Source organism: Microbacterium sp. X-17 (assembly GCF_039615055.1).
This window is the reverse complement of sequence record NZ_JBDHNI010000013.1, coordinates 34,419-60,841: the sequence shown is the minus strand read 5'-3', so window position 1 is coordinate 60,841 and position 26,423 is coordinate 34,419. Positions and strand designations below refer to the sequence as shown.

The 26,423-nt window shown below is 70.1% G+C and carries 25 protein-coding genes, 1 tRNA gene and 2 rRNA genes; 23 read left to right on the top strand and 5 right to left on the bottom strand.

Annotation, left to right across the window (positions count from 1 at the left end; all coding sequences use genetic code 11):
* From ABCS02_RS34350 to ABCS02_RS34335, 4 genes are all read left to right on the top strand, one after another.
* A 23S ribosomal RNA gene (locus ABCS02_RS34350) occupies positions 1–2,020 on the top strand; the annotation flags it as partial.
* A 104-nt stretch (positions 2,021–2,124) separates the two neighbouring features.
* A 5S ribosomal RNA gene (rrf, locus tag ABCS02_RS34345) occupies positions 2,125–2,241 on the top strand.
* Between the two features lie 353 nt (positions 2,242–2,594).
* Positions 2,595–3,161, top strand: a complete 567-nt coding sequence (locus tag ABCS02_RS34340) for a hypothetical protein (RefSeq protein ID WP_345840216.1) — start codon at positions 2,595–2,597, stop codon at positions 3,159–3,161.
* Positions 3,161–4,195, top strand: coding sequence for an HAD-IIA family hydrolase (locus ABCS02_RS34335; protein WP_345840215.1), 1,035 nt, complete (start codon positions 3,161–3,163; stop codon positions 4,193–4,195). The genes ABCS02_RS34340 and ABCS02_RS34335 overlap by 1 nt, the downstream gene beginning before the upstream one ends.
* Positions 4,196–4,218: 23 nt before the next feature.
* On the opposite strand, the gene ABCS02_RS34330 is transcribed toward ABCS02_RS34335, so the two are convergent.
* The gene (locus tag ABCS02_RS34330; RefSeq protein ID WP_345840214.1) at positions 4,219–4,434 is read right to left on the bottom strand and encodes a hypothetical protein; all 216 of its coding nucleotides are present in this window, start codon (positions 4,432–4,434) and stop codon (positions 4,219–4,221) included.
* Positions 4,435–4,438: 4 nt separating this feature from the next.
* The gene (locus ABCS02_RS34325) at positions 4,439–5,263 is read right to left on the bottom strand and encodes a hypothetical protein (protein ID WP_345840213.1); all 825 of its coding nucleotides are present in this window, start codon (positions 5,261–5,263) and stop codon (positions 4,439–4,441) included.
* Between the two features lie 254 nt (positions 5,264–5,517).
* Here ABCS02_RS34325 and ABCS02_RS34320 point away from each other — a divergent pair, with 254 nt between their 5' ends.
* From ABCS02_RS34320 to ABCS02_RS34250, 15 genes are all read left to right on the top strand, one after another.
* Complete coding sequence (locus ABCS02_RS34320; protein WP_345840212.1) at positions 5,518–5,679, top strand: hypothetical protein; 162 nt, start codon at positions 5,518–5,520, stop codon at positions 5,677–5,679.
* Positions 5,676–6,476 (top strand): TlyA family RNA methyltransferase, encoded by an 801-nt coding sequence (locus tag ABCS02_RS34315; RefSeq protein ID WP_345840211.1) that lies wholly within the window; start codon positions 5,676–5,678, stop codon positions 6,474–6,476. The genes ABCS02_RS34320 and ABCS02_RS34315 overlap by 4 nt, the downstream gene beginning before the upstream one ends.
* On the top strand, positions 6,473–7,393 hold the full coding sequence (locus tag ABCS02_RS34310; protein ID WP_345840210.1) for an NAD kinase: 921 nt from the start codon (positions 6,473–6,475) through the stop codon (positions 7,391–7,393). Before ABCS02_RS34315 ends, ABCS02_RS34310 begins: the two co-directional genes overlap by 4 nt.
* A complete protein-coding gene (gene recN / locus ABCS02_RS34305; RefSeq protein WP_345840209.1) occupies positions 7,390–9,084 on the top strand; it encodes a DNA repair protein RecN in 1,695 nt (564 codons plus the stop codon). Before ABCS02_RS34310 ends, recN begins: the two co-directional genes overlap by 4 nt.
* 40 nt (positions 9,085–9,124) lie before the next feature.
* A complete protein-coding gene (locus ABCS02_RS34300; RefSeq protein WP_345840218.1) occupies positions 9,125–10,816 on the top strand; it encodes a CTP synthase in 1,692 nt (563 codons plus the stop codon).
* Positions 10,813–11,382: an NUDIX hydrolase gene (locus ABCS02_RS34295; RefSeq protein ID WP_345840208.1), complete on the top strand. Its 570-nt coding sequence runs from the start codon at positions 10,813–10,815 to the stop codon at positions 11,380–11,382. The genes ABCS02_RS34300 and ABCS02_RS34295 overlap by 4 nt, the downstream gene beginning before the upstream one ends.
* Before the next feature lies 1 nt (position 11,383).
* Positions 11,384–12,307 (top strand): site-specific tyrosine recombinase XerD, encoded by a 924-nt coding sequence (gene xerD / locus ABCS02_RS34290; protein ID WP_345840207.1) that lies wholly within the window; start codon positions 11,384–11,386, stop codon positions 12,305–12,307.
* A 220-nt stretch (positions 12,308–12,527) separates the two neighbouring features.
* Complete coding sequence (locus tag ABCS02_RS34285; RefSeq protein ID WP_345840206.1) at positions 12,528–13,394, top strand: ParA family protein; 867 nt, start codon at positions 12,528–12,530, stop codon at positions 13,392–13,394.
* Positions 13,378–14,166, top strand: a complete 789-nt coding sequence (locus ABCS02_RS34280; protein WP_345840205.1) for a ScpA family protein — start codon at positions 13,378–13,380, stop codon at positions 14,164–14,166. The genes ABCS02_RS34285 and ABCS02_RS34280 overlap by 17 nt, the downstream gene beginning before the upstream one ends.
* Complete coding sequence (gene scpB / locus ABCS02_RS34275) at positions 14,156–14,800, top strand: SMC-Scp complex subunit ScpB (RefSeq protein WP_345840204.1); 645 nt, start codon at positions 14,156–14,158, stop codon at positions 14,798–14,800. The genes ABCS02_RS34280 and scpB overlap by 11 nt, the downstream gene beginning before the upstream one ends.
* Positions 14,797–15,552, top strand: a complete 756-nt coding sequence (locus ABCS02_RS34270) for a pseudouridine synthase (RefSeq protein ID WP_345840203.1) — start codon at positions 14,797–14,799, stop codon at positions 15,550–15,552. The genes scpB and ABCS02_RS34270 overlap by 4 nt, the downstream gene beginning before the upstream one ends.
* The gene (locus ABCS02_RS34265) at positions 15,549–16,655 is read left to right on the top strand and encodes a prephenate dehydrogenase (RefSeq protein ID WP_345840202.1); all 1,107 of its coding nucleotides are present in this window, start codon (positions 15,549–15,551) and stop codon (positions 16,653–16,655) included. The genes ABCS02_RS34270 and ABCS02_RS34265 overlap by 4 nt, the downstream gene beginning before the upstream one ends.
* Positions 16,648–17,322: a (d)CMP kinase gene (gene cmk / locus ABCS02_RS34260; RefSeq protein WP_345840201.1), complete on the top strand. Its 675-nt coding sequence runs from the start codon at positions 16,648–16,650 to the stop codon at positions 17,320–17,322. The genes ABCS02_RS34265 and cmk overlap by 8 nt, the downstream gene beginning before the upstream one ends.
* Positions 17,319–18,851: a ribosome biogenesis GTPase Der gene (gene der / locus ABCS02_RS34255; protein WP_345840200.1), complete on the top strand. Its 1,533-nt coding sequence runs from the start codon at positions 17,319–17,321 to the stop codon at positions 18,849–18,851. Before cmk ends, der begins: the two co-directional genes overlap by 4 nt.
* Positions 18,852–18,868: 17 nt before the next feature.
* Complete coding sequence (locus ABCS02_RS34250) at positions 18,869–19,771, top strand: NUDIX hydrolase (RefSeq protein ID WP_345840199.1); 903 nt, start codon at positions 18,869–18,871, stop codon at positions 19,769–19,771.
* A gap of 7 nt (positions 19,772–19,778) precedes the next feature.
* Here ABCS02_RS34250 and ABCS02_RS34245 read toward each other — a convergent pair whose 3' ends face one another.
* Entirely contained in the window at positions 19,779–20,138 is a 360-nt protein-coding gene (locus ABCS02_RS34245) for an RNA-binding S4 domain-containing protein (RefSeq protein WP_345840198.1), read from the bottom strand.
* A 24-nt stretch (positions 20,139–20,162) separates the two neighbouring features.
* On the opposite strand from ABCS02_RS34245, the gene ABCS02_RS34240 reads away from it, so the two are divergent.
* The gene (locus ABCS02_RS34240; protein ID WP_345840197.1) at positions 20,163–21,344 is read left to right on the top strand and encodes a low temperature requirement protein A; all 1,182 of its coding nucleotides are present in this window, start codon (positions 20,163–20,165) and stop codon (positions 21,342–21,344) included.
* 195 nt (positions 21,345–21,539) lie between these two features.
* A tRNA-Pro gene (locus ABCS02_RS34235) sits at positions 21,540–21,616 on the top strand.
* Between the two features lie 45 nt (positions 21,617–21,661).
* Here ABCS02_RS34235 and ABCS02_RS34230 read toward each other — a convergent pair.
* Positions 21,662–23,476, bottom strand: a complete 1,815-nt coding sequence (locus ABCS02_RS34230; RefSeq protein ID WP_345840196.1) for an alkaline phosphatase family protein — start codon at positions 23,474–23,476, stop codon at positions 21,662–21,664.
* A gap of 205 nt (positions 23,477–23,681) precedes the next feature.
* Here ABCS02_RS34230 and ABCS02_RS34225 point away from each other — a divergent pair, with 205 nt between their 5' ends.
* The gene (locus ABCS02_RS34225; RefSeq protein ID WP_345840195.1) at positions 23,682–24,407 is read left to right on the top strand and encodes an SDR family oxidoreductase; all 726 of its coding nucleotides are present in this window, start codon (positions 23,682–23,684) and stop codon (positions 24,405–24,407) included.
* Positions 24,408–24,514: 107 nt separating this feature from the next.
* Here the strand turns inward: ABCS02_RS34225 and ABCS02_RS34220 are convergent, their stop codons facing one another.
* Positions 24,515–25,696: an aromatic ring-hydroxylating dioxygenase subunit alpha gene (locus ABCS02_RS34220; RefSeq protein WP_345840194.1), complete on the bottom strand. Its 1,182-nt coding sequence runs from the start codon at positions 25,694–25,696 to the stop codon at positions 24,515–24,517.
* 126 nt (positions 25,697–25,822) lie between these two features.
* On the opposite strand from ABCS02_RS34220, the gene ABCS02_RS34215 reads away from it, so the two are divergent.
* Positions 25,823–26,395, top strand: a complete 573-nt coding sequence (locus ABCS02_RS34215; protein ID WP_345840193.1) for a TetR family transcriptional regulator — start codon at positions 25,823–25,825, stop codon at positions 26,393–26,395.
* Positions 26,396–26,423 lie beyond the last annotated feature (28 nt).

The following is a 26,423-nucleotide window of genomic DNA, read 5'->3' as shown; positions in this document are numbered from 1 at the left end:
CAACCAGGAGGTTGGCTTAGAAGCAGCCACCCTTGAAAGAGTGCGTAATAGCTCACTGGTCAAGTGATTCCGCGCCGACAATGTAACGGGGCTCAAGCACGCCACCGAAGTTGTGGCATTGACATTAGTGGTAGGCCTTCGTGGTCCAGCCGTGTTGATGGGTAGGAGAGCGTCGTGTCGCGAGTGAAGCGGCGGGGTAACCCAGCCGTGGACGCGACACGAGTGAGAATGCAGGCATGAGTAGCGAAAGACGTGTGAGAAACACGTCCTCCGAAAGACCAAGGGTTCCAGGGTCAAGCTAATCTGCCCTGGGTAAGTCGGGACCTAAGGCGAGGCCGACAGGCGTAGTCGATGGACAACGGGTTGATATTCCCGTACCGGCGAAGAACCGCCCCAATCAATCCAGTGGTGCTAAGTGCCCGAATCTTCGGACTCAACCCTTCGGGGAGCGGTCCGCTGGCTAGCGCACGACCCCATGCTGGTGCGGTTAGCGTATTAACAGGTGTGACGCAGGAAGGTAGCCCAAGCCAGGCGATGGTTGTCCTGGTGCAAGTGCGTAGGCCGAGCTGTAGGCAAATCCGCAGCTCTTACGGCTGAGACACGATGCGGATAAAAAGTGGGTGATCCTATGCTGCCAAGAAAAGCATCGACGCGAGGTTCTAGCCGCCCGTACCCTAAACCGACTCAGGTGGTCAGGTAGAGAATACCAAGGAGATCGAGAGAATCGTGGTTAAGGAACTCGGCAAAATGCCCCCGTAACTTCGGAAGGAGATCGAGAGAATCGTGGTTAAGGAACTCGGCAAAATGCCCCCGTAACTTCGGGAGAAGGGGGGCCTTCGACGTATTAGGACTTGCTCCGAAAGCGTTTGGAGGCCGCAGAGACTAGTGGGTAGCGACTGTTTACTAAAAACACAGGTCCGTGCCAAGTCGCAAGACGATGTATACGGACTGACGCCTGCCCGGTGCTGGAAGGTTAAGAGGAAGGGTTAGCGTAAGCGAAGCTCAGAATTTAAGCCCCAGTAAACGGCGGTGGTAACTATAACCATCCTAAGGTAGCGAAATTCCTTGTCGGGTAAGTTCCGACCTGCACGAATGGCGTAACGACTTCCCAACTGTCTCAACCGCGAACTCGGCGAAATTGCACTACGAGTAAAGATGCTCGTTACGCGCAGCAGGACGGAAAGACCCCGTGACCTTTACTACAGCTTGGTATTGGTGTTCGGTGTGGCTTGTGTAGGATAGGTGGGAGACTTTGAAGCGTGGACGCCAGTTCACGTGGAGTCATTGTTGAAATACCACTCTGGTCACTCTGGATATCTAACTTCGAACCGTAATCCGGTTCAGGGACAGTGCCTGGTGGGTAGTTTAACTGGGGCGGTTGCCTCCCAAAAAGTAACGGAGGCGCCCAAAGGTTCCCTCAACCTGGTTGGCAATCAGGTGGCGAGTGTAAGTGCACAAGGGAGCTTGACTGTGAGACTGACAGGTCGAGCAGGGACGAAAGTCGGGACTAGTGATCCGGCAGTGGCTTGTGGAAGCGCTGTCGCTCAACGGATAAAAGGTACCTCGGGGATAACAGGCTGATCTTGCCCAAGAGTCCATATCGACGGCATGGTTTGGCACCTCGATGTCGGCTCGTCGCATCCTGGGGCTGGAGTAGGTCCCAAGGGTTGGGCTGTTCGCCCATTAAAGCGGTACGCGAGCTGGGTTTAGAACGTCGTGAGACAGTTCGGTCCCTATCCGCTGCGCGCGTAGGAAATTTGAGAGGATCTGACCCTAGTACGAGAGGACCGGGTTGGACGAACCTCTGGTGTGTCAGTTGTTCTGCCAAGAGCACCGCTGATTAGCTACGTTCGGGATGGATAACCGCTGAAAGCATCTAAGCGGGAAGCCGGCCTCAAGATGAGATTTCCATGCCTTCGGGCGAGAGGCTCCCAGCCAGACTACTGGGTTGATAGGCCGGATGTGGAAGCGTGGTAACACGTGAAGCTGACCGGTACTAATAAGCCGATGACTTGATAACACCTTCGTTTGAAGATGCTTGCGTCCACTGAGTGGTTCTCGATGTACGGTCGAGAACCGCATGACATTTAGACTTTGTTGTGCAGACTGAAACATCAATAGTGTTTCGGCGGCCATAGCGAGAGGGAAACGCCCGGTTACATTCCGAACCCGGAAGCTAAGCCTCTCAGCGCCGATGGTACTGCAGGGGGGACCCTGTGGGAGAGTAGGACACCGCCGGACTTCTTTCGAGGAGGCCCGCTCCATTGCTGGAGCGGGCCTTCGTCGTTTATACAGGAGGGGTCATGTCGGACGAGCGAGCGCGGGGCAATCGGAAGCCCACGGGACGGCCGGATCGTCCGCGGACGGACCGACCGCGTCAAGACCGTGCGCGTCCGGATCGGCCCCGCACTGATCGTTCCCGTAACGACCGTCCCCGGGACGATCGCCCGCGTGAGGATCGGCCGCGAGACGACCGTCCCCGTGACCCGGCTCTGCCGGACGACGTCACCCCGCAGGAGCTGCCGTCGTCGGCGCGCAACGAGCTGAAGACCCTCAGCAAGGAGAACGCCGAGCGCGTCGCGCGGCACCTTGCGATGGCCGCCCGTCACATCGAGGATGACCCCGCTCTCGCGCACCAGCACGCATTGGCGGCGGTGTCGCACGCGGGCCGGATCGCGATCGCGCGGGAGACGGCCGCGATCACCGCGTACGCCGTCGGCGATTTCGCTCTGGCGCTGCGCGAGCTGCGCACCTACCGCCGTATCTCCGGTCGCGACGACCAGATCGCGCTCATGGTCGACAGTGAGCGCGGCGTCGGACGCCCGGATCGCGCGCTCGAGGTGGGCCGCGCGGTCGATCGGACCACCCTCACGCCCGCCATCCGCGCCGAGCTCGCGATCGCGATGTCCGGCGCGCGCCTCGATCTCGGGGAGCCCGAGCGGGCGCTGTCCGAGCTCGACATCGCCGAGCTCGATCCGAATCGCGCGTTCCCCTGGAGTCCCGCGCTGTTCGGCGCTCGCGCGACCGTGCTCGAGGAGCTCGGCCGCGATGCCGAGGCGGAGGAGTGGCATCGGCGCGCGGAAATCGCCGAGCAAGCGCTCGACGACGCGAGCGGCGTGCAGGACGAGGTCGTCGTCTATGACGAAGAGGACGACAGCTGATGGGACTGTTCCGCCGCGCGACAGCGACGCCGCTCGACGATGTCGACGTCGTGCTCGCGGACCTCGACGGCGTCGTCTACGCCGGGCCGGGCGCGATCCCGCACGCCGTCGACAGCCTCACCCGCGCGGGCCGAACGCGCCGGCTGGGATACATCACGAACAACGCATCGCGGACGGATGCTTCCGTGGCCGCGCACCTGCGCGAGCTGGGTCTCGCCGACACGACGCCGGACGACATCGTCACGAGTCCGCAGGCGGCGGTCCGTCTCCTGCGCGATCGGCTGCCCGAGGGCGCCCGCGTGCTCGTGGTCGGGGGCGAGGGACTCGTCGTCGAGGTGGAGAAGGCCGGTTTCGTCACCACCCGCAGCGCGGACGACGACCCGGCCGCGGTCGTGCAGGGCTTCGCCCCCGACGTCGGGTGGACGCAGCTCGCCGAGGCGGCTTTCGCGCTCAAGGTGCCGGAAGAGGAGGGCGGGATCCCCTGGATCGCGACCAACACCGACTGGACGATCCCTCAGGCGCGCGGGATCGCGCCGGGCAACGGCACGCTCGTGTCCGCCGTGCACACGGCGGTCGGTCGCCTCGCGACCGTCGCCGGCAAGCCGGAGACCCCCATCTTCGAGGAGGCCGTCGCGCGTTTCGGGGCGCAGCATCCGCTGGTCCTCGGCGACCGCCTCGACACCGACATCGCCGGCGCGAGCCGCGCCGGCCTGGAGTCGGCCCTGGTCCTCACCGGCATCGACCGGCCGAAGCACGTGCTGGCCGCCCCCGGGGGCTCGCGTCCGACATACATCTTGAGCGATCTGCGGGAGCTGCACGAGCCGTATCCCCGCACCGTCGTGCGCGGCGACACGACGACCGTGGGCACGTCCGCCGTCCGGATCGAGGGTCCCGACATCCTTATCGTGTCGGAGGGCGAACGCGGGATCGACCTGCTGCGCGCCGCGTCCGCCGCGATCTGGGCGTCGGGTCGCCAGATCTTCGGATTCCGCGTTCCGGAACGCCTGTATGCCGACCCGTTCCACACCGTCTGATAGGCGCCCCTTGCTTCTCGTCCTCACCGACTCTTGGAGTCAGGATCCTGAGGCGTGTTCAGATCGTTCTGGCGTCGCTGCCTGCGGCGCTCCCAGAAGGTTTGTGCCACGAAGAAGATCACGGCGATCGCGATCGGTCCGAGAACGTACCAGCCCAGGGGCCGCGGCTCCGCGACCTGGAAGAGATACACGGTCAGACCCAGCCAGAGAGCGTAGAAGAGGCGTTCCGTCACCTTCATGGCATCACCTTCTGCAGGCTACGACCGTCAAGTTCGGTTGCACAAGCAAGGGATTCGCGATCGAGGCCCAGGGCAGGTTGAACGCAACGCACTGGCCGTTCGCATTGGCGTCGCGGATCCTCCACGCATAGCTGAGGGCGACCCCGTTCGCCGCGATCGCGCACGCGACAGAAGCAGGTGGATTCGGGATGGCCCCACAGAACGAGGAGAGGACTCCTACCAGCGACTGGATGTCCCCAGAAGCGGCAGCGAGCTGCTGTGTTTCGGCCCGGGTCGCTTGCCAATACCAACCCCACCATTCGCCCCCGAAATCCGGATCCGCAACGACGGGGAACGCGACGCTCTCATCGAAGTGGACGGTCTGGATCAGCGTGTTGCCCTCGATGCGGAAGTCTGTGGGGACGGCCCGGCCCGTCGCGTCGACCGCCCATGGCGCCTTGTAGAAGCCCACTGGTCCGGTCGGGCCCACGATGATCACCGAGCCGTCGGAGTTCAGTGCTGCTTGAGTGTCATCGGGAAGATTGAGCGGGAATCGATATTCGTGAGGAGCAGAGGCCGACGGAATCTCGATGAGCGTCTGCGCGCCGTCGTCAGTCGCATAACTGCTCAAGGTCGCGCCGCGATCGACCGTGCTCAGCAGTGGGCCGCCTGACTCGCTGGATCTCGCGCTCGGGATACGAGCGATGTCCTGGGGAGCGACGGGGTCGCCGGGGAGATGCCATCCGATCTGCGCGCCGTCGAGCGAGACGGTCACCTCGTTCTCATCGATGCTGACCCTAGGTGCGACGTTCGCTTCCGATGGAGGAAGCTCATCGATCGCGGGGGACACGGCTCCGTTCTGACGTAGATCGGTCGGTGCCGGTGTTGCTGCGTGAGCTGCGCCGGGCGCGAGCAGGCCGAGAGCGCCAGCAAGTGCAAGACCTAACGCGGCTGTACGACTGAATCTCATCTGGAGTCCTCCTTGTGTTCGCCGATGACCCCGAGGGTAGGCACCGCAGACGTCGGCGGGCCATGCACGAAAGTCGATCAAGACGTGACTTTGGTATCGGAGGCGGGCTCCCGTGCCTTCGGTATCCTGGGCGCATGGCCGATCGCGATGAGCTCGCCGACGACGGCTCCGACGACCTGATGTCGGCGCTCGAGGTGATCGAGGCCCAGCCTCTCGGGCAACGTGCGGCAGGATACGCCGCGATGCACGATGAGCTGGCACGCCGGATCCAGACGGCACCGGACGGCGGCGTGTGACGCAGCGCGCCGACGCGGCATTGGTGGCACGGGGGTTGGCTCGTTCGCGCACGCACGCGCAGCGTCTTCTCTCGAAGGGTGTCGTGACGGCCGACGGGTCGGTCATTGTGAAGCCGGCGACTCCGGTGACCGAAGGTGTGGTGCTGGCGGTCGCGGATGCGGACGCCTACGTCAGCCGGGCGGCGCACAAGCTTCTCGCGGCGCTCGACGCGTTCCCGATCGCCGTGTCGGGGCGGGTCGCGCTCGACATGGGTGCGTCCACCGGCGGATTCACGCAGGTGCTGCGCGAGCGCGGCGCAGATCCCGTGATCGCGGTCGACGTCGGCCACGGGCAACTCGCACGCGACGTCGCGGCGGATCCGGGTGTGGTCGCGGTCGAGGGGTTCAACGTCCGCCACATGACCCCGGCGTCCCTCGCCGCGGCGAGCGGCGTCGACGCACGGCCCAGCGTCGTGACCGGGGACCTCTCCTTCATCTCGCTCACCCAGGTGGTGCCCGCCGTCGCGGCCACGGCCGCGGGCGACGCGGACGTCGTCCTGCTCGTCAAGCCGCAGTTCGAGGTCGGGCGCGCGGCGATCGGCGACGGGGTCGTGACGGATCCGCGCCTGCGCGCGGAGGCGGTGCTCTCCGTCATCCGCGCGGCAGCCGCGGCGGGCGTTGCGACCCACGGCGTGATCGCGTCGCCGCTGGCGGGCACGCACGGCAATCGCGAATTCCTCCTCCACCTACGGCCGGGAGACGCGCGCGATCCGGAAGAATGGGCCGAGACTGTGGCCGGCCTGACGGGGGAGCGATGAACGAACGGAACATCCTCGTCGTCGCTCACGCCCATCGCGCCGAGACCGTGGAGGCCGCTCAGCGCGTGCTGACGGCGCTGCAGGATGCCGGTGCCCGGCCGGTCCTCGCTGGCGAGGACATCGACGAGCTCGTCACGGTGCTGCCGCAGTGCGCGTCGATCGCCGTGCTCGGCCGCGACGTGGCGGTCGCCGACATCGAGCTGGCGATCGTCCTCGGCGGCGACGGGACGATCCTGCGGGCCGCCGAGCTCGTCCGGGAGGGCACCGCGCCGGTCCTCGGGATCAACATGGGCCACGTCGGCTTCCTCGCCGAGATCGAGCGCGACGACATGGATGAGGCGGTCCGCCGCGCGATCGACCGCGACTATCGGGTCGAGGAGCGGCTCGCGCTCTCCGTGCGGCTCAAGGACGAGGCCGGCGCCGTCGTCTACGAGACCTGGGCGCTCAACGAGGCGACCGTCGAGAAGGCCAGTCGCGAACGGATGCTGGAGGTCGTGATCGAGATCGACGGCCGCCCGCTGTCGACCTTCGGATGCGACGGCATCGTCGTGTCGACGCCGACCGGCTCGACCGCCTACAACTTCTCCGGCGGCGGGCCGGTCATCTGGCCGACCGTCGAGGCGATGGCCGTCGTGCCGCTGGCCGCGCACGCCCTGTTCGCCCATCCGCTCGTCGTGGGGCCCGAGACCTCGGTCGCGATCGAGGTGCTGCGGCGCACCAACGGCACCGGCATCCTCTGGTGCGACGGGCGCCGCTCGCACGAGCTGCCGCCCGGGGCCCGCGTCGTCGTGCGGCGTTCGGACCGGCCGGTGCGGCTCGCGCGCCTCCACCCGGCCGCCTTCACCGACCGGCTCGTGCGCAAGTTCCAGCTGCCCGTCACCGGCTGGCGCGGGCCGGACGCGGAGCCGCGCGCATGATCGAGGAGATGCGCCTGCGCGGTCTCGGCGTCATCGACGACGCCTCGCTGCCGCTCGGGCCCGGGTTCACCGCGATCACCGGCGAGACCGGCGCGGGGAAGACCATGGTCGTCACGGGCCTCGGGCTCCTGCTCGGCCACCGCGCCGACACGGGCGTCGTCCGCTCGGGCTCGGCCCAGGCGACGGCGGACGGCATTTGGCGCATCGCGGAGGGTGGCACCGCCGCCGAACGCGTCCGCGAGGCGGGCGGCGAGCTCGAGCTTCTGGGCGACGGCACGGCGGAGCTCCTCGTCGGGCGGGCCGTCTCGGTCCAGGGCCGGGGCCGAGCGACGCTCGGCGGACGCCCCGTCCCGACGGGCGTCCTCGCCGAGCTCGCGGACGAGCTCGTGGTGGTGCACGGGCAGTCCGATCAGCTGCGCCTGCGCGCGGCATCCGCCCAGCGCGACGCGCTGGATCGCTACGCCGGGGCACCGGTCGCGAACCTGCTCGAACGGTTCCGCGCCGAGCTCGCGGAGTACCGCGCGCTCGCGGACGAGGCCGACACGATCGAGCGCGACCGGGACGCCCGCGGGCGCGAGGCCGAGGAGATCCGTGCCGCGCTCGCCGACCTCGAGCAGCTCGCGCCCGTCGCGGGCGAGGACGTCGAGCTCGCGCAGCGCGCGGAGCGGCTCGCGAACGTCGAGGAGCTGCGGATCGCCGCGTCCGTCGCGCACGAGGCGATCGCCGGGGAGTCCGAGGCGCCGGACGCGTCGACGCTCCTGGCCGAGGCGCGGCGGTCGCTCGAACGCGCCCCGGACACGGCACTGCAGGAGCTCGCGGAGCTCGCCGCCGACCTCGGCTACCGGGCCGCGGAGCTCGCCACGAGCCTGTCCGCCTACCTCGCCGACCTGGACGACGCCGGCCCGCACGAGCTCGCCGCCGTCGAGGAGCGTCGCGCGCAGCTCGCCGCCGTCATCCGCGTGCACGGGTCTCTGGACGAGGCGATCGCGTTCGCGGAGACCGGCTCGGCCCGGCTCCTGGAGCTCGACGACGACGGCGACCGCATCGAGCGCCTGCGCGCGCAGCGCGACGCGGCCCTCGCGCGGCTCGACACCGCCGCCGCCGAGCTGACGGCGGCGCGCACCGAGGCCGCGGCCCGGCTGGGTGCGGCCGTCACCGTCGAGGCGCGCGCCCTCGCGCTCCCCGACGCCGAGGTCGTCGTGCGGGTCTCGCCCGCCGCCGAGTCGCACGCGGGCCGCGACGAGGTCGCGATCCTCCTCGCGCCGCATCCGGGTGCCGAGCCGCGGCCGGTGTCGCGCGGCGCGTCCGGCGGCGAGCTCAGCCGCATCATGCTGGCGATCGAGGTGGTGATCGCCGCGACCGATCCCGTGCCGACGTTCGTGTTCGACGAGGTGGACGCCGGCATCGGCGGCGCCGCCGCGATCGAGGTCGGCCGGCGCCTCGCGCGCCTCGCGCAGAGCGCGCAGGTGATCGCGGTGACGCACCTCGCGCAGGTCGCGGCGTTCGCGACCAACCACCTGACCGTGCAGAAGTCGAGCGACGGCACCGTGACGGCGTCGAGCGTCCGGCGGCTGACGGCGGCCGACCGCGAGACCGAGATGGCCCGGCTCCTGTCGGGCCTGACCGACTCGGACGTCGCCCTGACCCACGCCCGCGAGCTGCTGACTCTCGCACACGCGGGGGAGAGTTAGGGCCACCCCCGTCCGCGCCGACATAGAATGAAGATCCGTGATGCAGATTCCCGGCGAGGCCCCGAACCACACCACGAGACACATCTTCGTGACGGGTGGTGTCGTCTCCTCCCTCGGTAAGGGGCTCACGGCCGCCAGTCTCGGCAATCTCCTGACCGCCCGGGGTCTCCGGGTCGTCATGCAGAAGCTCGATCCATATCTCAACGTCGATCCGGGCACGATGAACCCGTTCCAGCACGGCGAGGTGTTCGTCACCGACGACGGCGCGGAGACCGACCTCGACATCGGGCACTACGAGCGGTTCCTCGACATCGAGCTGAGCCAGGCCGCGAACGTGACGACCGGGCAGATCTACTCGCAGGTCATCGCGCGCGAGCGCCGCGGCGAGTACCTCGGCGACACCGTGCAGGTCATCCCGCACATCACGGACGAGATCAAGCGGCGCATGCGGTTGCAGGCGACGGAGGATCCGGCGCCGGACGTCATCATCACCGAGATCGGCGGCACGGTCGGCGACATCGAGTCGCAGCCGTTCATCGAGTCGGCACGGCAGATCCGCCACGAGCTGGGCCGCGCGAACGTCTTCTTCGTGCACGTCTCCCTCGTGCCGTTCATGGGCGCCTCGGGCGAGCAGAAGACGAAGCCGACGCAGCACTCGGTCGCCGCCCTCCGCTCGATCGGCATCCAGCCCGACGCGCTCGTGCTCCGCAGCGACCGCCCGGTCACGGACGCGAACAAGCGCAAGATCGCGCTCATGTGCGACGTCGACGAGCGCGCGGTCGTCAACGCGATCGACGTGCCGAGCATCTACGACATCCCGAGCCTCCTGCACGAGCAGGGGCTCGACGACTACATCGTCAGCACGCTGGGCCTCGAGAAGGCCGACGGTGTGGACTGGGCGCGCTGGAACCGCGTGCTGCAGGCGGTCCACAACCCCAAGCACGAGGTCACGATCGGGCTGGTCGGGAAGTACATCGACCTCCCGGACGCATACCTCTCGGTCACTGAGGCGCTGAAGGCCGGCGGGTTCGCGCACGAGACGCACGTGCGCGTCACCTGGATCCCCTCCGACCTGTGCGAGACGCCGGAAGGCGCCGAGCGCGCGCTCGCCGACGTCGACGGCATCGTCATCCCGGGCGGCTTCGGCATCCGCGGCATCGAGGGCAAGCTCGGGGCGCTGCGGTTCGCGCGCGAGCAGGGCATCCCGACGCTCGGCATCTGCCTCGGCCTCCAGTGCATGGTCGTCGAGTACGCGCGTCACGTCGTCGGGCTCGACGGGGCGTCGTCGAGCGAGTTCGACCCGGACACGCAGTATCCGGTGATCGCGACGATGGCCGAGCAGGTCGACATCCTCGACCACGGCGACCTCGGCGGCACGATGCGCCTCGGGCTCTACCCCGCGCAGTTGCGCGAGGGATCGCTCGCCGCGGAGCTGTACGGCGCGGAGCGGGTGTCCGAGCGGCACCGCCACCGCTACGAGGTCAACAACGCCTACCGTGACCAGCTCGCCGAGGCGGGCCTCGTGTTCTCCGGCCTCTCGCCGGACCGCAACCTCGTCGAGTACGTCGAGCTGCCGCGCGCGGTGCACCCGTTCTACATCGCGACCCAGGCCCACCCCGAGCTGCGCTCGCGGCCGACGGCGCCGCATCCGCTGTTCCGCGGCCTCGTGGGGGCGGCGCTGGAGCGGCACCGCGCGAGCGAGCTGTTCGACGTGGAGGTCGAGGGCGCGTGAGCGCCGACTTGCGCGACGAGACGGTCTCGCCCGAGATCGTCTCGAGCGACGTCGTCTACGCGGGCCGGGTGTGGGACGTCCGCTCTGACGCGTTCCTCTACAACGGGGAACGGATCGTGCGGCAGTACGTGGCGCACCCCGGCGCCGCGGCGATCGTGGCGGTCGACGCGGACGACCGGATGCTGCTGATCCAGCAGTACCGGCATCCCATCCGCCGGCGGGACTGGGAGGTGCCCGCCGGGCTCCTCGACGTCGTCGGCGAGGAGCCGCTCGCCGCAGCGCAGCGCGAGCTCGCCGAGGAGGCCGACCTCGTGGCCGCCACCTGGGAGCCGCTCGTCTCGGTCTTCACGACGCCCGGCGGGAACAACGAGGTCGTGCACCTGTTCCTCGCGCGGGACTTGACCTCAGCGGGCGAGCCGCACCCGCGCGCGGAGGAGGAGGCCGACATCCGCGTCGAGTGGGTGCCGATCGCCGACGTCGTGGACGCGGTCCTCTCCGGGCGCATGCGCAACGGCATCCTCGCGACGGGGGCGCTCGCCGCGGCCGAACGGTTGCGGCGGCGCTAGCGTGCAGCTCGACCGAGCGCTGGACGAGTACCTGCGTCACATCTCGGTCGAGCGCGGACTCGCGGACCACACCGTCGCCGCCTACCGGCGCGACCTCGACGGCTACCTCGCGTGGCTCAGCGCTTCGGGGGTCACGGACACCGTCGACGTGACGGCGCCGATGGTCACGCGGTTCGCGGCCGAGCGTGCCACGGCCGATCCGCCCGTCGCAGCGTCCAGCCTCGCCCGGCTGCAGTCCTCCGTGCGCGGGTTCCACCGGTTCCTCGCCCGCGAGGGGATCGCGGACGACGATCCCGCGGCCCGGCTCACCCCGCCGAAGCAGCCGCAGCGCCTGCCGAAGGCGCTGACCATCGCGCAGGTCGAGGCGCTGCTGGATGCCGCGGGCCCCGCGCCTGGGGTCGCTGATGCTTCCGACCTCGCGCACTTGCGGGATCGGGCCCTGCTCGAGCTGCTGTACGCGACCGGCGCGCGGGTGTCGGAGGTCGTGCAGCTCGACGTCGACGACGTCGCGCAGGGAGACGTGCTGCGCCTGCGCGGCAAGGGCTCGAAGGAGCGGATCGTGCCGGTCGGCTCGTACGCGCGCGCCGCGCTCGATGCGTATCTCACGCGCGCGCGGCCCGAGCTGGCGCGCCGCGGGCGCGCGACCCCGCGCCTGTTCCTCGGCATCCGCGGGGCGCCGCTCTCGCGGCAGAGCGCGTGGCTCGTCATCCGGCACGCCGCGGAGCGTGCGCGCCTCACGGCGCACGTGTCCCCGCACACCCTGCGGCACTCGTTCGCGACGCACCTGCTGCAGGGCGGGGCCGACGTCCGGGTCGTGCAGGAGCTCCTCGGTCACGCCTCGGTCGCGACGACCCAGATCTATACGCACGTCTCGGTCGACGCCCTCCGCGACGTCTACGCCACGGCCCATCCCCGGGCCCGCTGACCCCGTGCCCGCGCGTGCGGGCCAGCGCCTGTGCCGCCGCGGACGCGCTACCTTTCCTCGCGCGCGCTCCGCGAATATCCGTAGCGCGTGCGAGGAACAGTGGCAGGTGCGGGGAAGGGGGGGGCGCGGGGTGGGTGCGGCGTGGCGCGCGGTCGGGGTACGGGCGGCGGGGCCGGGCCGTCGCTAGAATCGACGGAATGCGGCGGGCGGAGGGAGTGCGGTGAGCACGGCGAAGGCGACGAGCGAGACCCCCCTCGGTCCGACGGGCCGCCCCTACCGCGGCTTCCCCACGCCGCCGCCGCTCGAATCGCACGGCCCGGCCCGCATCATCGCCCTCTGCAACCAGAAGGGCGGCGTCGGCAAGACCACGACGACGATCAACCTCGCGGCATCCCTCGCCGACTACGGCCGCCGGGTGCTGGCGGTCGACTTCGACCCGCAGGGGGCACTGTCGGCCGGCCTCGGGATCGCGACCCACGAGATCCCGACGATCTACGACCTCTTGATCGACCCGAAGCGCGACGCACACGACGCGATCGTGACCACCGCGGTGCCGGGGCTCGACATCATCCCGGCGAACATCGACCTGTCGGCCGCCGAGGTGCAGCTCGTCAACGAGGTCGCCCGGGAGACGATCCTCGCCCGCGTGCTGCGCAAGCTCGCGCCCGAGTACGACGTCATCCTCATCGACTGCCAGCCGTCGCTGGGCCTCCTCACCGTCAACGCGCTCACGGCGAGCCACGGCGTCATCATCCCGCTGGAGTGCGAGTTCTTCGCCCTCCGCGGCGTCGCCCTGCTCATCGAGACGATCGACAAGGTGCGCGACCGGCTCAACCCCGCGATCGAGCTCGACGGCGTCCTGGCCACGATGTACGACGCGCGGACCCTGCACTCGCGCGAGGTGCTCGAGCGGGTCGTCGAGGCGTTCGGCGACGACGTCCTCGAGACGGTGATCGGCCGCACCGTGAAGTTCCCGGATGCCTCGGTCTCCGGCGTGCCCATCACCGAGTTCGCCCCCGAGCATCCGGCGGCACAGGCCTACCTGCGGCTCGCGCGGGAGCTGGTCGCCCGTGGCGCCGTCGCCTGACGACGCGGGATTCCGGGTCTCGCTCGCCGGCTTCGACGGGCCCTTCGATCTCCTCCTGACCCTCATCTCGAAGCGTGAGCTCGACATCACCGAGATCGCGCTGAGCGCGGTCACCGACGAGTTCCTCTCGTACCTGCCGGGGGCCGAGCTGGACGAGGCATCCGAGTTCCTCGTCGTCGCCGTGACGCTGCTCGACATGAAGGTCGCCGGGCTCCTGCCGCAGGGCGAGCTGGTGGACGCCGAGTCCGTGGCGCTCCTCGAGGCCCGCGACCTCCTCTTCGCCCGGCTCCTGCAGTACCGCGCGTTCAAGCAGGTGTCGACGTGGTTCGCGGAGCGGCTGGATGCCGAGGGCACCCGGCACGCGCGCAGCGTGCGGCTCGAGGAGAAGTACCGGGCCGCCGCGCCCGAGCTCGTCTGGACCCTGTCGGCCGGCGACTTCGCCGCGCTCGCGCTGCTCGCTCTGACGCCCAAGGAGATCCCGGTCGTCGGGCTGGACCACCTGCACGCGCCGCTCGTCAGCATCCGCGAACAGGCCGCCGTCGTCGTGACGCTGCTGCGCAGCGCCGGCTCGCTGTCCTTCCGCGACCTCATCACGGGCGTGCAGGAGGCGGGCGTCGTCGTCGCGCGGTTCCTGTCGGTCCTGGAGCTCTACCGCCATGCCGCCCTCTCGTTCGAGCAGCTCGAGCCGCTCGGCGAGCTGACGCTGCGCTGGACCGCCGACCGCTGGTCCGACGAGAACCTCGCCACCCTGGGAGCCGACTATGACCACTGACCCCGCACCGAGCCCCTCCGGTGTCAGATCCGCACAGCTGGAGGCCCAGAAAACGGGCGCGAGTGACACCGGAGCGGCGCAGGATGTCGCCCGCCGGCTGGAGGCGATCCTCCTCGTCGTCGACGAGCCGCAGGGGCTCGTGAGCCTCGCGGCCGCGGTCGGTGCGCCCGTGGCGGCGGTGCGGCAGGCGGTCGAGACGCTCGTGGCCGACTACGACGGCGAGGCGGGCGGCCCGCGGCGCGGGTTCGAGCTGCGCGAGGTGGGCGGCGGATGGCGGCTGTACGTGCGGGCCGAGCACGACGACCTCGTGACCGAGTTCGTGAACGCCCAGGCGCCGTCGCGCCTGTCGCAGGCGGCGCTCGAGACCCTGGCCGTCATCGCGTACAAGCAGCCGGTCTCGCGCGGGCAGGTCGCGCAGGTGCGCGCCGTCAACGTCGACTCGGTGGTGCGCACGCTCACCGCCCGGGGGCTGGTCACCGAGGTCGGGACGGATGCCGAGACCGGCGCCATCCTGTACGGCACGACCGACGCGCTCCTGCAGAACCTCGGGATCAACGCGATCGAGGAGCTGCCGCACATCTCGCCGCTGCTCGACGACGGCGCCGACGGCTTCGAGAGCGAGGCCGTGCGGTGACCGACGCGAGCACCGAGGGCGAGCGGCTGCAGAAGGTCCTCGCCGCGGCGGGCGTCGCCTCCCGCCGCGTCTCCGAGCAGCTGATCGTCGAGGGGCGCGTGCGCGTCAACGGCGTGGTCGTCACCGAGCTCGGCACGCGCGTCAAGCCCGAGACGGATCTCGTGGACGTCGATGGCACGGCGATCCAGCTCGACCCGTCGAAGCGCTACGTCATGCTCAACAAGCCGACCGGTGTCGTCAGCACGATGCGTGACGAGCACGGCCGCCGGGACCTGCGCGAGTTCACGCGGGACTGGGAGGAGCGCCTCTACAACGTCGGCCGGCTCGACGCGGAGACGAGCGGGCTGCTCGTCCTCACGAACGACGGCGCGCTCGCGCACGTGCTCGCGCATCCGTCGTTCGGCGTCACGAAGGTCTACATCGCGAAGGTGACCGGCCGGGTGACCCCGCAGACGATCGCGCGGCTCACGCGCGGCGTGACCCTCGAGGACGGCGACATCGCGGCCGACAAGGCGCGCCTGCTGGACGCGTCGCCGGGGGAGAGCCTCGTCGAGCTCACGCTCCACTCCGGCCGCAACCGGATCGTGCGCCGCATGATGGCCGAGGTGGGGCATCCGGTCACCGAGCTCGTGCGCCGGCAGTTCGGCCCGCTGCACCTCGGGCCCCTGCCGGTCGGACGCGCTCGCGAGTTGACTACAGTGGAGCGCGGCGCGCTGCTCACCCTGTCGCGCGCCTCCGAGGAGATCCAGTGAGTCAGACGAGCACGGCCGCGCGCACGAGCGGGACCGTCCGGATCGTCGGCGCCGGGCTCCTCGGCGCGAGCATCGGCCATGCGCTGCGGGCGCTCGACGTCGACGTGGTCCTCGACGACACGTCGCCCGCGCAGCTGAGCCTCGCGATCGACTATGGCGCCGGCCGCGCGGCTGCGGAGGGCGACCGACCGTCGCTCGTCGTGGTGGCCGTCCCGCCGGACGTGACCGCGGACGTTATCGCGCGCGAGCTCGACGCGTACCCCGAGGCCGTCGTGACGGATGTCGCGAGCGTCAAGCTCGCTCCGCTCCGCGAGCTGCGCGCGCGCGGGGTCGACCTCCGCCGCTACATCGGCTCGCACCCGCTCGCGGGCCGGGAGCGCGGCGGCGCGATCTCCGCGCGCGCCGACATCTTCTTGGGCCGTCCGTGGGTCGTGTGCCGAGACCAGGAGACGTCCCCGGTCGACCTCGCGCTCGTCGAGGGCCTCGTCCTCGACCTGGGCGCGACCCCGGTCGAGATGACGCCCGAGGAGCACGACGCGTCCGTCGCGCTCGTGTCGCACGTCCCGCAGCTCGTCGCGAGCCTGCTCGCCGGCCGGTTCGCCGACGCGCCGCTCGCCTCGCTCCGCCTGGCGGGCCAGGGCGTTCGCGACACGACGCGGATCGCGGCATCCGCCCCGGAGCTCTGGGTCCAGATCCTCGACGCGAACGCGGCGCCCGTCGTCGGCATCCTCGACGCGGTCGCGGCGGACCTCTCCCGGGTCGCCGACGCGCTGCGGGACCCTGCGGCACCCGGTTCCCGGCGCACGGTCGCCGAGACGATCGGCCGCGGCAACGAGGGCGTCGCGCGCCTGCCCGGCAAGCACGGGCAGAGCGGCCGTTTCGAGAGCGTCGTGGTCATGGTCGACGACCGACCCGGTCAGCTCGGGCGGCTGTTCGGCGAGCTGGGGGAGCTCGGCGTCAACGTCGAAGACTTCCGCCTGGAGCACTCGCCGGGGGCGCCGTTCGGCCTGGCGGAGATCAGCGTCGTCCCGGACGCCGTCCGCGGTGCGATCGAGGGGCTCGAAGCCCGTGGATGGCGGATCGCGAGTGCCACGAATGACTGAACTCGTCGTCGCCGTCGACGGACCCGCGGGCAGCGGCAAGTCCAGCGTCTCCCGCCGGGTGGCGAAGGAGCTGCGCTTCGGCTACCTCGACACGGGCGCGATGTACCGCGCGGTCGCGTGGCACGCGCTCGAGACCGGTCGGGACACGGCGGATGCGGAGGCCGTGATCGCCGCGTGGGACGACGCGCGGATCGACCTGTCGCTCGACCCGGGCGACCCCTGGGTGCGGGTGGGCGACCGCGATGTGACCACCGCGATCCGAGAGCCGCGCGTCTCCGCCGCGGTCAGCGGCGTCGCGCGCGTCGTGCCGGTGCGCGAGGCGATCAACGAGCGCTTCCGCGCGCTGATGGACGAGTGCGCGTGCGAGGGCATCGTCGTGGAGGGGCGCGACATCACGACGGTCGTGGCGCCCGATGCGCCCGTGCGCGTGCTCCTGACGGCGGATGCCGAGGTGCGGGCGGCGCGACGCAGCGCCGAGCTCCCGGTCCACCAGCGCGACGGCGTCGCCGAGGCCATCGAGCGGCGCGACGCGTCGGACGGGAAGGTCGTCGACTTCCTCACCCCGGCAGAGGGTGTCGAGGTCGTGGACTCCACGGACCTCGATTTCGATCAGACGGTCGCGGCGATCCTCGCGCTCGTGCACGCCGCCCCAGGGAGCACTTCATGACAGACGACCGCGACACCGAGGACTTCGAGCCCGGCGAGGACCACCTCGCGGAGACGCTCGCCGACCTCGACGAGGACCTCGCCGAGGCGCGGGCCGCGACCCTGCGGGCGAGCCTCGCGGACTACGACCTCGACGAGGACGACGCGGCGCTGCTCGCCGGCGGCGAGTTCGGCGAGGACGGGGTCGAGTACCTGCCCGCCCTGCCGGTCGTCGCGATCGTCGGGCGCCCGAACGTCGGCAAGTCCGCGCTCGTCAACCGCATCCTCGGCCGCCGCGAGGCGGTCGTGGAGGACACGCCCGGCGTGACGCGCGACCGGGTGACGTACAAGGCGGAGTGGATGGATCGCCGCTTCACGCTCGTCGACACCGGCGGGTGGGAGCCCGACGCGCGCGGCATCGACCGCTCCGTCGCGCAGCAGGCGGAGATCGCGATCGAGCTGTCGGACGTCGTGCTGTTCGTCGTGGACGCGATGGTCGGGGCGACCTCGACCGACGAGCACGTCGTGCGCCTCCTGCGTCGCAGCGGCCGGCCCGTGTTTCTCGTCGCCAACAAGATCGACGACGCGCGGCAGGAGCCCGAGGCGGCCGCGCTGTGGAACCTGGGGCTGGGGGAGCCGCATCCGGTCTCCGCCATCCACGGCCGCGGCGTCGCGGACCTCCTCGACGAGGTCGTGAAGGTGCTGCCGGAGATCTCTGCGGTGGCCAAGCAGGAGATCGGCGGGCCGCGGCGCGTCGCGATCCTCGGCCGGCCGAACGTCGGCAAGTCGTCGCTGCTCAATAAGGCCGCGGGCGAGGAGCGCGTCGTCGTCAACGAGCTCGCCGGCACGACCCGCGATCCGGTCGACGAGGTCGTCGAGCTCGACGGGACGATGTGGCGCTTCGTCGACACCGCCGGGATCCGCCGCCGCGTGCACCTGCAGCAGGGCGCCGACTTCTACGCGTCGCTGCGGACGTCGGCGGCGCTGGAGAAGGCGGAGGTCGCGGTCGTCGTGCTCGACGTGTCCGAGCCGCTCAGCGAGCAGGACGTGCGGATCATCGACCTCGTGCTCGAGTCGGGCCGCGCGCTCGTGCTCGCGTTCAACAAGTGGGACCTCCTGGCGACGCAGGAGCTCGAGAACCAGGACCGGCGCCGGTACCTCGAACGCGAGATCGAGCAGGACCTCGCGCACGTCGCGTGGGCCCCGCGGGTCAACATCTCCGCGCGCACCGGACGCCATCTCGACCGGCTCGTCCCGGCGCTCGAGACCGCGCTCGCGTCGTGGGACCAGCGCATCCCGACCGGGAAGTTCAACGCGTTCCTGTCGGAGCTCGTGGCCGAGCATCCGCATCCCGTCCGCGGCGGCAAGCAGCCGCGCATCCTCTTCGGGACGCAGGCGGGGACGCGACCGCCGACGTTCGTGCTGTTCACGACCGGATTCCTGGATGCCGGATACCGGCGGTTCATCCAGCGGCGGCTGCGCGAGCTGTACGGGTTCGAGGGGACCCCGATCGTGCTCAACATGCGCGTGCGCGAGCGTCGCAGTCGCTGAGGGAAAGGCTGAACGGCGTGACGATCATCCTGCCCGAGCCCGGCTCGCCGCGGAGACCCCACGGTCCGCGCGATCCGGGCGACGCGTGGGTGGAGGGTCCGGCGGGAAAGTTCTGGGGCCGCTTCGGCGCGGCCGGTCTCCTCGCGGTCGACCCGGATCGCGGCGTGCTGCTGCAGCACCGCGTGGCATGGAGCCACTTCGGGGGCACGTGGGCGCTGCCCGGCGGCGCGCGGCACGACGGCGAGTCCGCCGCCGATGGCGCCCTGCGGGAGGCGCACGAGGAGGCCGGCGTGCCGACCAGCGCCGTCGTCCCGCGGCTGGAGAGCGTGTTCGACGTCGGCTACTGGTCGTACACGACGCTCGTCGCCGACGTGGTCGAGCCGTTCCAGCCCGTCATCAACGACCCGGAGAGCCTCGCGCTCGCGTGGGTGCAGCCGGACGTCGTCGGCGCGCGGCCGCTGCACCCGGGCTTCGAGGCCGCGTGGGATCGGCTGCGCGAGCTCGTCGCCGTGCGCCCCGCGCTCGTGGTGGATGCGGCGAACGTCGTGGGCGCGATCCCGGACGGGTGGTGGCGCGACCGCCCGGCCGCGGCGGAGCGGCTGCTGAAACGCATCGACGCGCTCGCGCTCGCGGGGATCGAGGCCGACGGGCTCGGGCTGCCGGAGTCCCGGTGGTTCCCGGAGGTGTCCGTCGTGCTCGAGGGCGCCGCCCGGGCGGTGGACATCGCGGTGCCGCGGGTCACCGTCGTCCGCGCGGAGGGCCACGGCGACGACGCGATCGTCGCGGAGACGCGCCGGCTGGTCGCGGCCGGGCGGCAGGTGACGGTGGTCTCGAGCGACAAGGAGCTGCTCGCTCGGGTCGCGGGCGAGGGCGCCCGCACGCACGGCGTGCGGTGGCTGCTCGACCGTCTGCCGGCCTGACGCGGCCTCAGTCGCGGCCGCGGAGGCGGTCGATGTCGCGGCGTTCGCGCTTCGTCGGGCGCCCGGCGCCGCGGTCGCGGACCCCCATCGCGAGCTCGCGCGGGGGAGGCGGCGGGGTGCGATCCTCCATCGCCTCGGCGGCCTCCGGCGCGCCGACGCGCTTCGCGATCAGGCGGCGCACGACGAGGATCCGGTCGAAACCGGCGATGCGGACGCGGATCTCGTCCCCGGGGCGGACCGGCTGAGCCGCCTTCGCCCGTTCGCCGCCGACCCGGACGTGGCCGGCGCGGCAGGCGGTCGTCGCGGCGGACCGGGTCTTGTAGACGCGGACCGCCCAGAGCCAGGCGTCGATCCGCACGGTGTCCACCCGACACATGCTAAACGTGGGGGTATGCCGGATCTCCTGACGCGCGTGGGGCTTCGACGGATGGTGAGCCGCGACCGCGGCGAGGACCATCGGGTCGCGAGTCCGCTGGAGCTGCTGTTCGACCTGGTGTTCGTCGTGGCGGTGTCGCAGGCGTCGAGCAACCTGCACCACCTGATCAGCGGCGATCATGTCGGCCAGGGCGTGCTCGCCTACCTCATGGTGTTCTTCGCCGTGTGGTGGGCGTGGATGAACTTCACGTGGTTCGCGTCGGCGTTCGACACGGACGACTGGCTCTACCGCCTCCTCACGGTCGTGCAGATGGGCGGCGTGCTGGTTCTCGCGGCCGGCGTGCACAGCGCGATGGTCGACTTCGACTTCCTCGTCGTCACGTGGGGGTACGTCATCATGCGCCTCGCGATGGTGGCGCAGTGGGTGCGCGCGGCGATCTCGGATCCGGCCAAGCGAGGTTCTGCGATGCGGTTCGCGATCGGCATCGCGATCGTTCAGGTGCTGTGGGTCGCTCGCCTCTATCTGATCGACGGCACGCCGCAGTTCTGGACGTTCTTCGTGCTGGCCGCGGCGGAGCTCGCCGTGCCGGTGTGGGCGGAGCGGCAGGGCCGCACGCAGTGGCATCCGCACCACATCGCGGAGCGGTACGGGCTGTTCACGCTCCTCCTGCTGGGCGAGAGCCTGCTCGCGTCGGCCAACGCGATCTTCGACGCGCTCGGCGAGGGCGAGCATGTCGGGGAGCTGCTGTGGCTCGCGGTGTCGGGCATCGTCATCACGGCCGCCATCTGGTGGATCTACTTCGCGCGGGAGCAGCACGGAACCCTCACGTCCTCGCGCCGCGCCTTCACCTTCGGCTATCTGCACTACGTGATCTTCGCGGCGGTCGGCGCGGTCTCCGCGGGGGTCGAGGTGGAGATCGACAATCTGACCGGCGCCGCCGCGGTGCCGGACGCCGTCGCCGGCCTCGCACTGACCCTGCCGATCGCCGTGTTCCTGTTCTTCGCGTGGCTGCTGCTGCTGCGCCACCACGTCGCCCCCTGGGTGTCGGCGGTCACGGTGGCCGCGGCGGTGCTGATCGCGGCGTCCGGCATCCTCCCGACTGGCGAGTTCCTCGTGGCCGCCGTGCTCCTGGCCGTGGTCGTGGTGGCCCTGGAGGTCGATGCCGCCCGCAGCCGCCCGCGCCGCCTGGCCCTGTGACCGGCGCGGGCGGTGTGCCCGCTCGCGCCGCCGCACAACTCCTGCATTCCCGGCCCGCCGCGGCCTCGCCCCTGCGCCAACCCGCGGCCGGCCCCGCCCGGCGCGCCCGGATTGCAGGAGTTGTGCCCGGGCAGGTGTTCGCAGCCCGCACGACCGACCGGGTAGGATGGGTGAGTTGTCCGCTCCGGCGGGCATCGGGATGTGGCGCAGCTTGGTAGCGCACTTGACTGGGGGTCAAGGGGTCGCAGGTTCAAATCCTGTCATCCCGACCAATGCCCGGGTGAGAGTTGTCTCACCCGGGCATGGTCGTTTAGCGGCTAGTGCCCCCGGGGGACGTCGATGCCCGGGAGGACCTGGGTGCCCTCGCTCGTCACCGCGGTCAGCGCGGCAGGGTCGAGCCCGAGCGCCGCGAGGATCGTCGGTGCGACCTGCGTGGTCTCGACCGCGGCGGAGTTCACCTGGGCCGGTACACCCGGGCCGTTGACGACCATCAGGACGTGGCGATCGCCCGTGTTCATGCCGCCATGCTCGGCGAGCTTCGTCGGCTTCGCGTAGACGACGCCCTCCTGGACCTTGCCGAACACGTCGGGGTAGCGGCCGTCGTCGACGGCGACGCCGAAGAACGCGGCGGCCTGGCTGCCGGCCCAGATTTCTGCGAGGCCGGAGTGCTGGACGGTGACCGGATTCTTGTTCACGTCGTAACCCTGCGCGGTGTGATCCCAGAGGTAGGTCTTCACGAAGTCGTCGGCGGCCTGCGAGTTGTCCGACAGGTAGGACTGCCACAGGTCGTCGTCGGTGCCGGCGACGATCAGGTTCGTGTTCGTCGGGTGGGTCTTCGCCCACTCGGCGTTGATCGCGTCGATGATCGGGCCGTCCTGGACGGTCACGAGCTGGTTCGGGTCCTGCGGCGACTGGCCGTGCTTGGCGGTGACGATGATGGTCGTCGATCCGTTGAGCCCGTCCTTGTGGATGGAGCTGACCATGCGGCCCAGCTGGGCGTCCACGTAGTCGAGAGCGCTCGAGAGGACCGGACCCGGGATCAGCTTCCCGTCGACCCACTGGTAGCCGCCCGCCTCCGGGGCACTCGTGGTGTAGTTGCCCTGCGCGTCCGGGCCGATGAGCGTCGTCGGGGTCGAGCGGATCTTCTGCGCGACCGAGACGGTCTGGAAGTTCATGCCGAAGATCGCGGGCGTGCCGACCTGCGTCTTCCCCGAGTGGTCGAAGCCGTCGATCTCGTTCACGATGCCCTGGACCTTGTAGCCGTCGTACTGCTTGGTCGCGGCGTCGATGTGGGCCCAGTCGTCATCCTGCGGATAGGGGACGCCGTTCGGCATGACCGCCTGAGAGTCGATCTCCGGCGAGAAGAGGTCGTCGATACTCTGGCCGTTCGAACCGGGGCCGTTGAACGACGCGTAGACCTCGTGCTTGTCCGACCATGCGGTGCGAAGGCCCGCATCGTGGGCCACCTGGAAGATGGTGTTGGCGCCGAGGTAATCCCACGGCGTGATGGGCGAGCAGGTCTTCGGGTCCACCGGGAACGTCGCCGGGTTCAGCGACGTCTTCGGGTCGAAGGTCAGGTTCATGATCGCGGCGGGATTCGTGTCGACGCCGTTCGCGAACACGCTGCCGTTCTCGTCGAACGAGGGGAACGAGCCGCTGGCGCCCGGAATGAGGTCACTGACCGAGGCGAGCGCGTCGTCGGGCGAGTCGTAGATGACGTCGCCGCCCGTCGCGGGCTGGCCGGGGGTGCAGGGGGCGCCCGCTTCGTCGACTTTGTGGCTGTACTCGACGTCGTAGTACACGCCCGTCGTCTTCGGGTTGGCGCCCGTCATCAGGGCGGTGCCGCCAGGGTCGGAGTCCGACGGGTTCGAGGCTGCCGCATTCGTGTACTCGCTGCCGCCATGAGTCAGCTTTGCGAGTGTCGAGTTCGGATGCTGCGTGACATACCAGTCGAGGTCGCTCTGGTGCATGCCGTCCACCGAGATCAGCAGCACGTGCGGGGATCGGCCCGCTCCCGCCGGGTGGGCCGTCGCCGAGGCGCTGCTCGCGGTCGTGAGGCTCGTGAGCGCCGCGGCCAGGGCCACGGCGCCCGTGGCGGCAACGACCGCCCGAGTTTTCACCTTGCTGTTCATAGGATTCCTCCCTCATCGGCGCGAGTGGTGGCGCCCTGACAAGCGCCCCCTGTCACCCGCGCTCCCTAAGAACGCTCTCGATCGGATGTGGCCAAACCCTGAAACCCGAATGACATCTGCATGAATCGCGCACGGTTCTGTGCGCGCCCTTTGCGTTACCTTTTGAGCGGCCCGTGACATCGACGTGGCGTCTTAAGGTGGTCAGATGGATGTCGCCGACCAGATCGCCCTCGTCACCGGATCCAACCGCGGCATCGGCCGCGAGTTCGTCCTCGAACTCCTCGAGCGCGGTGCGCGCAAGGTCTACGCGACGGCGCGCCGTCCGGAGAGCCTCGACATCGACGACAGCCGGGTGGTGCCGCTGCGACTCGACCTGCTCGATCACGAGTCGGTCGTCGCGGCCGCAGCGACCGCAGGCGATGTCACCCTCCTCGTCAACAACGCCGGCATCTCGACCGGCGCCCGCCTGGTCACGGGCGACCTCGCCGACGTGCGCCGTGAGATGGACACGCACTTCTGGGGCACCCTCGACGTGATTCGCGCCTTCAGCCCGTTGCTCGCCGCGAACGGCGGCGGCGCGATCGTCAACGTCCTCTCGGCGCTGTCGTGGTTCGCGACGCCGGCCAGCGGCTCCTACTCGGCCGCCAAGGCGGCCGAATGGAGCATGACCAATAGTGTGCGCCTGGAGCTCGCGCCGCAGGGCACGTTCGTCCAGGGTGTGCTGCTCGGATCCGCCGACACGGATCTCTCCGCGCGATACGACGGGCCGAAGATCGACCCCCGGGACGTGCCGCGTCGCTCGCTCGACGGTCTGTCGAACGGCTCCATCGAAGTGATCGTCGACGACTGGTCGGCCATGGTGAAGGCGTCGCTCGCCGGTGATCCGGCCGATTTCTACGCGAAGCTCGGCGAGCTGCTCGGCGCCCGCTGAGCGTGACCGCGGGACTCGTGCGTATGCACCCGCGGCACTCGCACATATAGATACCCGCGGGACTCGTACATATAGGTACCCGCGGGATTCGTACATATAAAGAGGTGTCACGCGAGCTCGGCGAAGACCTCGGGGAAGCGGGCCGCGATCTGCGTCTCGTACCAGGAGAGGAACCCGGCGTTGCTCGCCTGGTGACGGCGGTTCAGCGGCCCCGGTCGGTAGGCGGGGTTCTGCATGCCGCGCTGGACCATCTCGCAGAGGTCGCGGTCCTGCTGCACCGTGGCGTCCCACAGCTCGGTGAACTCCGCCAGGTCGTAGTCGCGTCCCTCGACGGCATCCTTCGCGACGAGCCAGTAGGTGTCGACCTCGGTGGTGGCCGGCCCGGTGGGGCGGACGATCTGGACGAACCCGTGCTCGTACGACAGGCGCACGCCGCACCCGGGCTCCCAGCTGGCTCCCCACGTCTTCTTCTCCGCGTCTGGGGAGGGGTCCGTCTGGGGAAGCGGCACCGCGCAGACGCTGCCGTTGCCGATCGTGAGGGTCGCCTCCCCGATCGAGGGGCTGTGTCGGGCGTCGGTCGCCGCCGCGCGCCCACCGACGTACTCCTCGAAGTCGCCGTGCAGCTCCATGCTGCGCCAGTCGATGGATGACGTCAGCTCGGGGTGGTTCATCGCGCAGTGGTAGCACTCGTTGTTGTTCTCGGCGATGATCTTCCAGTTCGCCTCGAAGCGGAACGTCCGCGCCTCGGCCAGCCGGATGCCGTCGGGGAGGTATCCGTTGAAGTCGTTGACGCCGAGCTGCTCGGCCATGGTGGGGGGCGGGTCGTCGTCGAAGCAGACGAGGATCAGGCCGAGCCATTCGTCGACGTGCACGGGCTGGAGGCCCCAGGCGGAACGGTCGAAGTCCTCGTGCATGGCGGGGGCTCCCTGAACCGCTCCGTCGGTGGGCGAGAACGTCCAGCCGTGGTACCCGCAGACGATGGCGCGACGCCCCGGGAGCGTGCCCGACGGTGCCGTGCACAGCTGGGCCCCGCGGTGCGAGCAGACGTTCTGGTAGGCGGCGATGCGCCCGTCGCGGTCGCGGACGATCACGCACTGGTGGTCGCCGATCGCGTACGTCCGGAAGTCGCCCGGCTCGGGGAGCTGCTCGGCGTGGGCGGCGACCTGCCACCGCGGACGGAAGACGGCCTCGATGTCGCGGCGGAACCACTCCTCGCCGAAGTACCAGTCGCGCGGCGGCCCCGTGAACTCGGTCTGGGGGGAGCGCAGCGGGGAAGTGTCGATGGTCACGCGGCCTCCTGCCGGTCGAGTCCTGGGGTATTGAACGTTTGTTCAAACGCGATGGTCGAGAGCGTAGGGACGATGTGCCAGGCGTGTCAAGAGCCCGCGCTCTTCCCGATGCGATGGGATGGAGCGATGCCACCACGCGAAGAGCCCGACGCCGGCGACGCGGTCTCGCGTCGGGAGCAGATCCGCGCCGCGACGCTCGCCGTCCTGGCTGAGCGGGGGATCACGGGCCTGACCCACCGCGCGGTCGCCGCCCAGGCCGGGGTGTCGGTGGGACTCACGACGTACTACTTCAAGACCCGCGAGCTGCTGCTCGCCGAGGTGATGGAGGACGCGCTGCGACAGTCGCGCGCCGACTTCGACGAGTGGCTGAGCGATGTCACGCTCGAGACCCTTCCGACCCGGTTGGCCGACCTGATCGCCGCCCGGACGGGAGGCCGGCACAGCGCGGTTCCCGCTGACCTGATCGTCAAGAACGAGCTCTACTACGCCGCGCTGTGGATCGAGGATCTGCGGCCGATCAGCGCCCGGTGGGACCAGGTGATCCCGACCGGTCTCCTGCGCCTCGTCGACGCCGAGACGGCGCGATTGCTCGCGGCGGCGATCTCGGGTCTGCAGACCGCGGCGATGATGGCCGATCAGCCCGTGGATCGTGCGGATGCGACGCGCCTGTTCGGGCTGATCGTCGACGCGCGGCGGTAACCGGGGAGGCGGGGAGCGTTCCGCTCAG